We start from the raw sequence: 11,868 nt of genomic DNA on the forward strand, positions 1-11,868 counted from the left end.
CCATGGAGGTACGCGTATGCAACATGACTCTGTCTCGAGTTCATCTGTCCCGAATCATCAGGAAAAAGGAATCTCTCGTGATGTAAAGGATGAACTGATGTATCAAGTATTGGAAAAAGAGATGACTACCGCTGAACAGGAAAAGAAGATAAAGGATGATTACCTAAAAGGAAAGGCGTAAATTTGCGCCAAAAAGCCCTTCTGTCCATATAAAGGCGTGAAGGGCTTTTTTTCATGGAATGATTCTCGATGAAAAGGTAAGAAGATTTGTGCGGATTTTGTAGGGATATGTCCATTCATCACGAATAACGTAAAGAAGGCACTTACTTACAATGGGAGAAGTGATGAGGTTGTGATTTCAACGTTGAATAAAACGCTATGCGTTCAGCAACTCGTAGAAAAGTTAAGAGACAAGCAGCTTCTTCATGTACCAATAGCTGATCTTCGAGAATCCAATAATGCGTTGTATAAATACGTCAATCAGCTCAATGACTCGATTGCGATTATTCCGACCACGATTAATTCTGTCATTACAGGCGTCATCCGCTTCCAGGAAGGGTATTTTATTACCTTGGGCATGCTCATCTGGAAAGACGCCAACAAAAAAGGGGCGTTCAAAGAAGGGACGTTTCTTTTTTACAAGCATGACGCTCATGATTCGATTGAGGATTGCGTCCATATTACCAATTCCATCGAAAATCACAATCTGATGGAAAGCCTGTTCTTTGCGTGCTGCGAGAGCAAGGATGGAGATTCCGTGCTTTCCTATTCGCATATCGAGCATGCGATTACATACGGAGAGCTGTATCGTGACATAAAGTCCAAAATCAAAAAAGGGTTTGCGTAATTAGCGAAACTTTACATGCCAAGTATTGGGTGATATACTACTGCAAATTTATGAAATATTCCAATTGAAGAGGAGTTTTCCCACTTGATGATCAAGAAGTAACGTCTTGCCATTCACCAGTTGGCCCGACCCCCTCCATGTAAATGGTTTTGTTTACCTACAAACAAAAACCACTGACAACCAAATGGAGGAATATCACGATGAGTAAACCTGGAATGAATGTTGCCCTAGTAGTCGGTCCGGATACGGATCTGGATACCCAAGCAATCCGAAACACACTTGAGTATTTTGGAGCTCGAGTCTTTACGTACTGGATTGGTCGACCGAGCGATTTGATTGATGTATTGAATGGCACCGACCTTTACCCAAATACCGACATGATTGTTCTGAATTTCCATGGAGATGAGGGTAGCCTTATCATGCCAGAGCTGGGCGAGAACGTTTACGAGGAAGGAGAGCCAAAGGGTGATTTTGGTCCTGACGAGGTTAGACGTTTTGCCAAGCTGGATGGAAAAATCGTGTTAGGTAACGGATGCTCGCTTGGTGATCCCGAATTAGCGAAGGCCTTTCTGGACAGTGGTTGCCATACGTATATCGGGCCTGATGATTACCCGGACGGAAGTTCTGCGCTGATGTTCGCACTGCGCTTTTTCTACGAGGTAATTCAAAACAAGAAAAGCGTGGAAGCAGCTTTTCGAATTGCAAAAGCAACTGATGAAGAAACCGGGATGTATCAGTTTTATGTAAAAGAGTAGTGGAAACGCAAAGGGAGCCTTGTATGAGGCTCTTTTTGCATTCTTATGCCCGAAAAGTCTTGGATTATCATTCGTCTTTGTCGAGAATTGTCAGGTTGTTATTCTTGTTGGCAGTCATATTTTGGATTATGGTAGGGGACACACGATCGTCCTCATGTATGAGGGAGAAGAGACGATTGGGGCAAATGCGAATTTTTCTTTCCGAGGCGGGGTTCTGCAAGTGAAATCGCAAATCGGATTGCAATAGCGAAAAAGGGCGCAGGCAAATGCTTGCGCCCTTTTCGCTATTAGGTGAGGGTACAGGCAAATCATGAGAAAAGCGCATACAGTACTGTGTCTAGGGAAAGGAGGAGGCAGAATGGGTTTCTTTAATGACTTTGATGACTTTGCTCTGATCCTGGTCCTGTTCGTTTTGCTTGTCATTGTCGGATGTGCTTGGGATTAAGAAATGGGTTTAGCAAAAGAGTAATGCAAAGGGACATACAATCCCTTTGCATTATTCATTTATGAATGGAGGTGAGAGTAAAAAGTGGCTAGAAAAATCCATGGTTTTAGCCCTGAGTTCTCTGACTGGCTCAAGTCAAATAAGGTTTCGGTCAGAAAGCTGCAAAAAAATCCTGAATCCCTTGGACAGTATTATCAAGAGTGGGCAAAAACAAGCCGAAGGACGAGAAAAGTGTCTCGACCGCCAAGGGTTTCCAATCTAAACCTGGATATGGATACCATTTTAAATGGTGTACGCATAGCAAACGAGGTCTTCAGAACGTTCCAAGGAACAAATGGGATTGGAAGTATGTTTAAAAGGTTTATGTAGTGGATCGCGAATCTTGTCGAGAGTTATTCTAATAATCCCAGCTCTTGGTAAACCCTGCTGGATACGACACCGTTTGGTATTAATTTTCGAGCCCGTTGAAATTTCTTTAGAGCTGCAGTTGTCGAGGATCGAAACTTGCCATCGCAGTTTCCATGATAATAACCAGCGCTTTTCAATCGAGATTGAATGAGCTGTACATCTCCGCCTACGTCGCCCTCGGCTAAATCTCTAGGATCGTGGCTCAGGTCCCCCAATACATGACCATGAATCGTTACTTTTGTTCCGAGTGGAATCATCTTGAACAGTTCGATGACGTCGTTGTTTCGCATGCGGATACAACCATGGCTCATATGCTGTCCGATGGAGTGTGGCTTGTTTGTGCCGTGGATGCCATAAATTCCCCAAGGGACGTTTAAACCTAACCATCGTGGCCCGAATGAGGGTCCCCAATCTTTTCCTTTGGATGTGACTTTGTATTCTCCAACTGGTGTAGGTGTAGAAGGATTGCCAACTGCAACCGGATAAGTTTTTACTGTTTTTCCATGCTTTTTGACGATTAACTTGTGTTTTCTGGGATAAACCTCAATTGTAATAAATCCTTGGTCGCTTATGATTGGTAACGAATGCTCGGCGTAAACGATTTTTTGGCCGATTTCGATAGGAAAGCTTATGGTTAGGAGAAGAATTGCAGAAAAACAAATGAGCAAGCGAGTTATCGTTCGATTCACCATTGTCCATGTTCATCCGATCATCTGTTTTTTTCGCAGTACAACTTTAATTTGTGAATGGAAACAGCATTTTATTCGGGAGCAAGTGAAAGCCCTCCTCATCAGAGAAGGGCTGTTTCTTTGCTTATAGGTCGTAATACAACTCATATTCTTTCGGATTCACTGTCCGCTCTACTTGCTCAATCTCACCGCGTTTTTGTGCAATCCAGCCTTCAATTACTTCTTTTGTGAAGACATTCCCTTCGAGCAAGAAATCATGGTCTTGTTCCAGGGCGACAAGTGCTTCTGCGAGAGAGGCGGGAGCGCTCTTGATCTCGTGTTTTTCCGCATCGGACAAGTCGTAGATGTTTTTGTCCATTGGCCCAAAGCCGAGTTCACGCGGGTCGAGCTTGCGCTTGATTCCATCGAGGCCGGCCATCAGCATAGCGGCAAATGCCAAGTAAGGGTTAGCAGTAGAGTCCGGTGTGCGGAACTCAATGCGGGACGCTTTTGGCGTAACGGCAGCAATCGGAATCCGAACGGCAGCAGAACGATTTCCTTTGGAGAAGACCAGATTCACTGGTGCTTCGTAGCCCGGAACCAGACGCTTGAACGAGTTGGTGCTCGGGTTCGTCAGGGCGATCAGCGCAGGGGCGTGGTGCAAAATACCACCAATGTAGTGCAGCGCAGTCTCACTTAGGTTTGCGTAGCCGCCTTGCTCATAAAACAAGGGGGTATCGCCGTTAAACAAACTTTGGTGAACGTGCATGCCAGATCCGTTGTCACCAACGATTGGTTTTGGCATGAAAGTAGCTGTTTTGCCGTGTTTTGCAGCTACGTTGCGCACGATGTATTTGAATAGCAATAGATTGTCTGCTGTACGAGTCAGTGTATCAAAGCGGAAATTAATCTCACCTTGACCCGCTGTTGCCACCTCATGGTGATGACGCTCGACATACAAGCCGCATTTTGTCATCAATGTGCACATTTCATTGCGGATATCCATTTGGGAGTCGGTTGGTTGAACAGGGAAGTATCCGCCTTTGTTGCGTACTTTGTAGCCGAGGTTTTGTCCTTCTTTACCTGTGTTCCAGAAAGCTTCTTCTGAATCGATGTGGAAGAAGGAGCCGGACGGACCAGACGCATAGCGTACGTTGTCAAAGAGGAAGAATTCGGATTCTGGGCCAAAGTAAGCAGCAGTAGCGAGGCCGGATTGTTGCAGATAGGCTTCAGCCTTGAGAGCAATGCCGCGAGGATCGCGTGTGTAGACGGTGTTGTCTGGATTGACGATGTTGCAGATGATATTCATGGTTTTGGCTTCTACGAAAGGATCGATGAAGGCGGTTGCCGGATCGGGCATCGCTACCATGTCGCTTTCCTCAATGGACTTATAGCCGGTTAGACTAGAGCCATCAAATGCGACACCATTGCGGAATGTTCCTTCATCCACCGCGTAGGCAGGAACGGTGACATGGTGTTGGCGGCCGAGCAGGTCAACGATGCGAAAATCTACATATTCCACTTTTTCTGTGTCAATTGTGGACAAGACTGTTTTCATATCCAAGATGATTCACTCCATTCACGAATTAAAGTTAAAGATTCACTATCAACGTTCGGTTTTTCCGTGATTTCCATATTCCGAATTATATCGACAATTCTCATTGTTCGTCAAGAGGTTTTCTTACGTTTGTTGTAAGGTTTTCTAACATTATATTGTGGGGTTTAGAAAATGGTTACTTTTTAATAAAATGTAGACAAACCATGACTTATAAACGCGGAGGCGATACAAATGAAGGTTCTCGTACTGGGAGCGGGGGGCATTGGCGGTTATTTTGGTGGTAGGCTGGTTGAATCGGGGATAGATGTAACATTTCTTGTACGCGAACGTAGATACAAACAGCTGCAAGAGCGAGGCTTGCGCATTCAGAGCATTCATGGGGATTTGCTTCTGGAGCAGCCGCAACTGATCCAAGCGGGTGAGGAAGCAGGTCCATTTGATGTTGTGCTATTGTCCAACAAAGCTTACACGCTGGAAGATAGCGTCGATGCCATTGCTCCCTATGTAGGCGAGGATACGGTCGTCATTCCGCTGTTGAACGGAATCGCGCATATGGAGCTGCTGTGGGATCGTTTTGGTCGGGAGCGCGTGCTCGGGGGTCTTTGTTTCATTGAGACGACGCTGAATGCTGATGGGGATGTGGTGCAGACAAGTCCTATTCACGATGCGGTTTTCGGTGAGTGGGAAGGCGGCAAAAGTGAGCGTGTAGATCGAATTGAGCAAGCCTTTTCCAAGATCAACGGAACGATGCGTGCAAGCGCAAATATTCAACGGGAAGCCTGGCACAAATACTTGTTTATTGCGACGTTCTCCGGTATTACTACATTGATGAATTCCGCGGTTGGACCAATCCGGGATTCGGCTTGGGGTGTAGAGCTGACGCGTCAGCTCGCAGACGAAATCGCTTCTGTCATGAACGCTTTGGAGGCACCAATCAAGCCGGATATCGTCGACAAACAGATGGAGACTTTCCAAAATCAGCGTCCCCAAACGAAATCGTCCATGCTGCGTGATATGGGAAAAGGTCTTCCGGTGGAGGCAGATCATCTTCAAGGCTATCTCTTGGAGCGAGCAGAACAAAAAGGCTTGTCCACACCACTTTTAAAAGTTGTCTACAATAATCTGAAGGTTTACGAACAGAAGCGTGCAGGAGACAAATAAGGTATAATACTGGGTGAAATGTCTTTCGCTCACGCATTATAAAAAGTAGGAGGGGTAAAGATGGAAGTCATCAAGATTTCACCCCGTGGATATTGTTACGGTGTGGTAGATGCCATGGTATTGGCACTGCGAACAGCGCAAAACTTTGACTTGCCCCGCCCGATTCATATTTTGGGCATGATCGTACACAATGCTCACGTCGTCGAGGCGTTTGAAAAACAAGGGATAAAAACATTGGATGGAGAAGATCGGCTGGCTCTCTTGGATCAGGTTCATGAGGGAACGGTAATCTTCACTGCCCATGGCGTGTCTCCTGAGGTCCGCAAGAAAGCACGTGATAAAGGTTTGACCGTCGTCGACGCGACTTGCCCGGATGTAACGAAGACACATGATTTGATCCGCGAAAAAGTAGCAGAAGGCTATCATGTGCTCTACATCGGGAAAAAAGGACATCCAGAGCCAGAGGGCGCTATGGGGATCGCGCCGGATCACGTACATCTGGTTCAAAAGCTGGAAGAGCTGGACGCGCTGGAGCTGCCAACAGACAAGCTGATCGTTACCAACCAGACGACGATGAGCCAATGGGATGTCAAACATCTGATGGACGCCATTCTTAAGCGTTTTCCTGGCGTGGAAGTTCATAATGAAATTTGTCTCGCTACGCAGGTTCGTCAGGAAGCTGTAGCGGAGCAAGTAGGAGAAGCAGATTTGTGCATCGTCGTAGGCGATCCGCGCAGCAACAACTCCAATCGTTTGGCACAGGTCTCGGAAGAAATCGCGAATGTTCCGTCGTATCGAATCGCTGATTTGTCTGAGCTGGACATTGAATGGCTGCGTGGAAAGAAAAATGTGGCGGTTACTTCTGGCGCTTCGACGCCGACTCCATTGACGAAGGAAGTCATCACCTTCTTGGAGCAGTTCGATGAGTTCAACCCGACTACATGGGAGAAAAAACGGACCGTCAACATGGCGAAAATATTGCCAACGGTAAAATAAATCATGTAGGCATGCTCTGTGTTATGTTTTCTTACACGGTTAACTAACCTCAAAATAGGAGAGTTATATGCCAGAATCACTTTCCGCTTTCGGGCTGGGGGGCGCAAAAGGCAGATACGTTAGTCTTTGCGCCCTTTATCTTTTTATTTACTACGGGCTTGGCGCTTTTGCTCCGCTCATTACGCAATACTACGAATCCATCCATCTAACCGGGACCCAAATTGGTCTCATCAGTGCAGTTGCGCCGATCGTTTCCATTGTGGCACAGCCGATGTGGGGTATGATCTGTGATCGCTATCAAATTCGCAAAACTGTGCTGATTCTGACATTGACCATCACCGGGCTGGTGGGACTTCTCTTTACGGGTGTCTCCACCTTTGTCTACGTCTTCTTGCTCTACATCCTGTTGTCGTTTTTTCAAAGTGCCGTCGTTCCCATCTCAGATAGCTTAGCTCTCGGTTATGCCAAGGGACATGGCATTCAGTTCGGCGACATTCGCTTGTGGGGAGCAATTGGCTTTGCGCTAGCGGCGTTCATCACCGGTCTTCTCGTTGAGCAGTGGGGGCCACATGTTCTTTTTTACTCGTTTTGCTCGGCGTTTCTGATTGCCATTCTGTTTCTTCAGAAGGTTTCGGAAGAAGTGACAGAGGCTTCGCGGTTTCGTGTCAGTATGCTTGCGGGGATAAGAGATTTGGCGCGAATTCCGCGATTTGCGTTGTTTTTGATTTCATCGTTTTGCATGATGGGCTCTGTAAACGCCAATAATATTTGGTTTTCCTTGTTTTATCAGGATATCGGAGGGACCATTGCTGGGATCGGTCTAGCCTTCTTGTTGTTTGCAGGCAGTGAGGCTCCTTTTATGAAGCTGGCGGGTTATATTGTCCGCAGGTGGGGACTGGAGTTGACGCTCTTGCTATCGGCGATTTTTTGCGCGATGCGCTGGTTTTGGTATAGCTCCGCTCCGAGTACCACTGCCGTGATTACGATGTTCTTTGTGCAGGGGATTTCCGTTGGCTTTTATTTGGCAACGGCAGCCCAATTTGTGCGCGAAAATACGCCCGCATCCCTTCAGGTGACGGCGCTGGCCATCTTCTTTTCAGTGGGAGGCGGGCTTGGTTCGATGTTTTGCAATTTAGTAGCAGGGTGGATTAAAGATTCATTTTCGGTGCTAGCTATTTATTTGTTTTTTGGAATCATCACCACGATCGGGATCATTCCTCTGCTCATGATAAAATTCGGACGGTGGAAGCAAATCTCACCAGACGAAGAAGTGCAAGCTAGTCAATGACGAGCATGCCTTGGAAGCCTGTTTCCGGATAGCCAGGTGCGTCTGATACGAAATGATACCGACCGCGTTTGGCGGCTGAAAACTGTAAGAGAGTCGATTGGGTCGGCTTCAATTCTGTGGATGTAAGATTCAGATCACGAATGGATAGATTGTGAGGGCGCGTATCGGTGTTGACGATCATCAACGAGACGCGCTCTCCTTCGTGTGCAGTCAATTGATTGGGCAAAAAGCCAGCGCTAGAAATCGTAACGGTATGTGTCCGCGTCGCGACAGCGTACGAAGCGGGCAGACGATGGTGATGATGTGTCCAAAGTAGCGTTAATGTCACAGCCAGAGCGATGATTGGATAACGTAGCTGCCGATACCAGTGACGAGACATTTTGCTTTCAACTCCTTTGAAGACCATAGCATGGGAAGTTACTATTATCCTGTCCCCGGAGTGAGGGGGATAAACACCTTTTTCCTATTCGGATAAACTCAATTACTATCTCTCTTTTATGAGGATTGTCTCGTGTAGGGCTAGCCTACTAACCCCACTGGTCAGCCCCATGTCTTCGGATGGATCCATTTACGAGTTGCGCTACAAATACGTCGATCAGTCATTGACGTATTTTTCAAACCTTTTTGGAGGTGCGACTGCCATTAGCGGAACGGGTGGATGGGAAAATGTGCTTTATTGAATAAAGGGTGGAAGCAAAAAGATTGTTGTGCTGCAACGGTCTTTTTTGTGCTGTCTGTAACATATTACTTTGTTACACATAGTAATATGTGTTATGCTATAGTTGCGAGGTGAATGAGATGAGTGACAGCAGTATCAGCAGTGACATTATCCGGGGTCATATCGATACGATTATTCTCCGTGTCCTGTGTGACGGTGATAATTATGGATACGAAATCATCAAAGCGATTTTCAAAAACAGCGGTGGACGTTACGAACTGAAAGAGCCTTCCTTGTATACCAGTCTGAAAAGATTAGAGTCAAACAAGCTGATCGCTTCGTATTGGGGAGATGAGAGCCAGGGGGGGAGACGCAAATATTATCAGGTGACAGAAGCAGGGAGAGAGGCGTACGAAAAAGCGCTCGCATCCTGGAAAGTCGCCAAAGAATTGATTGACCAGCTCATCGAAAGGCGGGAGGAAGTGTGATGGAAAGTTTACAGCACTATGTCGATCAATTGTTTCAAAAATATAGAGGGAGTAAACAAATCGAGGAGCTCAAGTGGGAAGTATTAAGCAATCTGGAGGCAAAGGTCGCCGACTTGGTTGCAGAGGGGCTATCCCTGGATGAAGCGGTGAAAAAAGCAAAGGCCAATCTCCCTTCGATTGATTCGATTATCGGAGAACGCCGCAAAGTCTACATATTTCCACTCATGCAAGAACTGTTGCAGCTCGGATTGCTGTACGCACTCATTGCCTGGATTGTGACTATGCCTTTGCGAATTTGGGGCATGGGTATCTTTTTGAACTATGGTCTGTTTGCGATTTGCAGCCTCATCGGAATCGTCTATTTGATTTTGCTAGGGATCAACCGACCGGCTTCCTCGCAAAATTTGACCAGTATGAATGTACGGTCTGCCTTTTTTCTGCGGAAAACGGGCTGGATGCTTTGGGTGCTTTATATTGTCGGGACACTCGTTTTTACGACTGCGCTCTATTTTGGCAGCAATCTATGGTTTTCAACGCCAGTGAATCTTACTGGACCGTATCAATTCGCTAACATTGCCGTAGCGTATGCGCTGCCTTTTCTATATATCTTCATACCGCTGTGGCTCCATGCCATTCCGCGGCTTATTCTGAAATACGATGCAGGGGAAGGTGACATCATTGCGAAATAAAATAATTCTTGCCTTGGTTCTCATCGGGGTTGTCCTGTTCATGGTCATTCAGATCGTAATTATCCCGGAGAATGAAGCGCAATCAGAGCAATATCAATTGGCTCAGCAAAGCCCACTGACTCACGATTTGGAATCCATTTTGCCATACAAAAACAAGTACATGGGCGCTACTTCGAATCTGGTTATGTTCAATCATCTGCCGTTGGATCAGCTCAAGAGAACCTTTCAGCTTCGTCCGGAGAAGTTTACGATTGAGATCCATTACGAGGACAAGACGACCGATGTCGAGGCGAAATTGTTCAAGCAAGCGATGCTGTATAACTCCGTGTCAGCCTTTGCGCTGGTAGATAATTTGCAAACAATCGAATACCGTTTTTCAGATACTACGATTGTTGCCACACGAGTTGCTATTCAAGGACTTTTCGGTGAGGATTTGGCATCGCTGTTGACGAAAGAAAAGTGGCGGGCAGGTGTGCAGGACAAGTTGCGGGATGACCAATTTGTTGAAGAGGGTATGAAGAAAATAGTGAGTATATAGTGAAAGACCGTAAAACGGTAGAGGGGAAATGAGCGATGGCAACAGAGAGTGTGAAAAGCCAGGTATTTGCCCAACTTGGGTTGTCAGTTATCTGAAGCCAAACTCCTTGGAGGTTATAACCAGCACGTATTTAAGGTAAACCGTGGTGAAAAGCTTGTGCTCAAAATAGAAGAGGGATTAGCCGCCACCGAGTAAGGTGTCTTAACTGAATATGATGAACATGGGCTGCGTGTGGTGAGGCCCCACAAGTATTTGGACGATATGCGAATATCTTTACAGAATGGAGAATCTTACTTGGGGTTTCCATTCGGATAATAGAAAAAAGGGGCGAGCCTGTTGCTCGTCCCTTTTGCATTTAGATAAAAACATGTAGCAACAAATAGGTGGCTGCAGCGAGCAGGGCAGAGATCGGCAGTGTAATAAACCAGGTGATCACGATGCGTTTGGCAACGCCCCAATTGACGCTTTTTAGCCGTTTGGCTGCACCGACCCCCATGATCCCGGAAGAGATGACGTGGGTTGAGCTAACAGGCAAGCCTAACTGCGTAAAGGTAAAAATGATCGAAGACGAGGTGAGATCGGCAGTGGCCCCATTAATGGGTTCAATCTTGGTGATTTTGCCCCCGACCGTCTTGATGATTTTCCAGCCTCCGACAGAGGTTCCCAATCCCATCGCAAGCGCACAAATGAACTGTACCCAGAAAGGAATCGTGCTCGTATCTGCATGCAGGTCAGCGGCTACAAGCGCGAACACGATAATGCCCATGGCTTTCTGTGCGTCATTCGTTCCATGGGTAAAGGATTGCAGGGCCGCCGTGAAAATCTGAAAGAAGCGAAATCCCCGGTTGACCTTGGTAGGGGGAATCATGATCCGACTGAAAATGAAATAAACCAATTTCATCATGAGGTAAGCGGCAACCAGCGCGATAACTGGTGACATAATAAGCGCTTGAAAGATTTTTAAAAAACCGGCCCAGTTAATGTGCGCACTCCCGGCGGAAGCGAGGACTGCACCTACGAGTGAGCCGATGAGAGCGTGAGACGAACTGCTGGGGATACCGTACCACCACGTAATCAAATTCCAAAGGATCGCAGCCAAGAGAGCAGCCATGACCACAAGCACACCGAATTCCAGCTTGGCTGGATCGGCGATATCTCCACCGATCGTTTTGGCGACTCCAGTAAATGTCAGGGCACCGATAAAGTTCATGATAGCTGCCAGACCAATGGCAATTTTAGGTGGGAGAGCTTTGGTGGATACGGTGGTTGCGATGGCATTGGCAGTGTCGTGAAACCCGTTGATGAAATCAAAGGAAACAGCCAAAATGATAACGGCAATAACAAGGGGAAGGCTCGTTTGCATGAAAGT

The 11,868-nt window shown here is 46.6% G+C and carries 14 protein-coding genes; 10 read left to right on the forward strand and 4 right to left on the reverse strand.

Annotation, left to right across the window (positions count from 1 at the left end):
* The first annotated feature begins 16 nt into the window (after positions 1 to 16).
* From C7R91_RS29305 to C7R91_RS10315, 4 genes are all read left to right on the forward strand, one after another.
* The gene (locus C7R91_RS29305) at positions 17 to 181 is read left to right on the forward strand and encodes a hypothetical protein (protein WP_162837769.1); all 165 of its coding nucleotides are present in this window, start codon (positions 17 to 19) and stop codon (positions 179 to 181) included.
* 171 nt (positions 182 to 352) lie between these two features.
* On the forward strand, positions 353 to 847 hold the full coding sequence (locus C7R91_RS10300; RefSeq protein WP_047073202.1) for a hypothetical protein: 495 nt from the start codon (positions 353 to 355) through the stop codon (positions 845 to 847).
* Positions 848 to 1,047: 200 nt separating this feature from the next.
* Complete coding sequence (locus C7R91_RS10305; protein WP_047073200.1) at positions 1,048 to 1,602, forward strand: hypothetical protein; 555 nt, start codon at positions 1,048 to 1,050, stop codon at positions 1,600 to 1,602.
* Between the two features lie 358 nt (positions 1,603 to 1,960).
* On the forward strand, positions 1,961 to 2,047 hold the full coding sequence (locus C7R91_RS10315) for a YjcZ family sporulation protein (RefSeq protein WP_047073198.1): 87 nt from the start codon (positions 1,961 to 1,963) through the stop codon (positions 2,045 to 2,047).
* Between the two features lie 392 nt (positions 2,048 to 2,439).
* On the opposite strand, the gene C7R91_RS10325 is transcribed toward C7R91_RS10315, so the two are convergent.
* Both C7R91_RS10325 and glnA read right to left on the reverse strand, forming a co-directional pair.
* Positions 2,440 to 3,147: a L,D-transpeptidase family protein gene (locus C7R91_RS10325; protein ID WP_047073194.1), complete on the reverse strand. Its 708-nt coding sequence runs from the start codon at positions 3,145 to 3,147 to the stop codon at positions 2,440 to 2,442.
* A 121-nt stretch (positions 3,148 to 3,268) separates the two neighbouring features.
* Positions 3,269 to 4,687: a type I glutamate--ammonia ligase gene (gene glnA, locus C7R91_RS10330; protein ID WP_047073191.1), complete on the reverse strand. Its 1,419-nt coding sequence runs from the start codon at positions 4,685 to 4,687 to the stop codon at positions 3,269 to 3,271.
* A gap of 225 nt (positions 4,688 to 4,912) precedes the next feature.
* Here glnA and C7R91_RS10335 point away from each other — a divergent pair, with 225 nt between their 5' ends.
* The 3 genes from C7R91_RS10335 to C7R91_RS10345 all read left to right on the forward strand — a co-directional run bounded on the left by C7R91_RS10335 (position 4,913) and on the right by C7R91_RS10345 (position 8,126).
* Complete coding sequence (locus tag C7R91_RS10335; protein WP_047073190.1) at positions 4,913 to 5,842, forward strand: ketopantoate reductase family protein; 930 nt, start codon at positions 4,913 to 4,915, stop codon at positions 5,840 to 5,842.
* Positions 5,843 to 5,902: 60 nt separating this feature from the next.
* On the forward strand, positions 5,903 to 6,838 hold the full coding sequence (locus C7R91_RS10340) for a 4-hydroxy-3-methylbut-2-enyl diphosphate reductase (RefSeq protein ID WP_047073188.1): 936 nt from the start codon (positions 5,903 to 5,905) through the stop codon (positions 6,836 to 6,838).
* Positions 6,839 to 6,905: 67 nt separating this feature from the next.
* A complete protein-coding gene (locus C7R91_RS10345) occupies positions 6,906 to 8,126 on the forward strand; it encodes an MFS transporter (RefSeq protein WP_047073186.1) in 1,221 nt (406 codons plus the stop codon).
* Here the strand turns inward: C7R91_RS10345 and C7R91_RS10350 are convergent.
* The gene (locus tag C7R91_RS10350) at positions 8,116 to 8,505 is read right to left on the reverse strand and encodes a cupredoxin domain-containing protein (RefSeq protein WP_047073184.1); all 390 of its coding nucleotides are present in this window, start codon (positions 8,503 to 8,505) and stop codon (positions 8,116 to 8,118) included. The two genes, C7R91_RS10345 and C7R91_RS10350, sit on opposite strands and share 11 nt — an antisense overlap.
* A 419-nt stretch (positions 8,506 to 8,924) precedes the next feature.
* Here C7R91_RS10350 and C7R91_RS10360 point away from each other — a divergent pair, with 419 nt between their 5' ends.
* From C7R91_RS10360 to C7R91_RS10370, 3 genes are read left to right on the forward strand one after another with little or no spacing between them, the layout of a single operon-like run.
* The gene (locus tag C7R91_RS10360; RefSeq protein ID WP_047073182.1) at positions 8,925 to 9,272 is read left to right on the forward strand and encodes a PadR family transcriptional regulator; all 348 of its coding nucleotides are present in this window, start codon (positions 8,925 to 8,927) and stop codon (positions 9,270 to 9,272) included.
* Entirely contained in the window at positions 9,272 to 9,961 is a 690-nt protein-coding gene (locus tag C7R91_RS10365) for a permease prefix domain 1-containing protein (RefSeq protein ID WP_047073180.1), read from the forward strand. Before C7R91_RS10360 ends, C7R91_RS10365 begins: the two co-directional genes overlap by 1 nt.
* Complete coding sequence (locus C7R91_RS10370; RefSeq protein ID WP_047073179.1) at positions 9,942 to 10,499, forward strand: DUF4825 domain-containing protein; 558 nt, start codon at positions 9,942 to 9,944, stop codon at positions 10,497 to 10,499. The genes C7R91_RS10365 and C7R91_RS10370 overlap by 20 nt, the downstream gene beginning before the upstream one ends.
* A 355-nt stretch (positions 10,500 to 10,854) precedes the next feature.
* On the opposite strand, the gene C7R91_RS10375 is transcribed toward C7R91_RS10370, so the two are convergent.
* On the reverse strand, positions 10,855 to 11,862 hold the full coding sequence (locus C7R91_RS10375) for an inorganic phosphate transporter (protein ID WP_047073177.1): 1,008 nt from the start codon (positions 11,860 to 11,862) through the stop codon (positions 10,855 to 10,857).
* Between the last annotated feature and the right edge of the window lie 6 nt (positions 11,863 to 11,868).

Origin of the sequence: Brevibacillus formosus (genome assembly GCF_003013405.1) — a bacterium.
Classification (GTDB): domain Bacteria; phylum Bacillota; class Bacilli; order Brevibacillales; family Brevibacillaceae; genus Brevibacillus; species Brevibacillus formosus.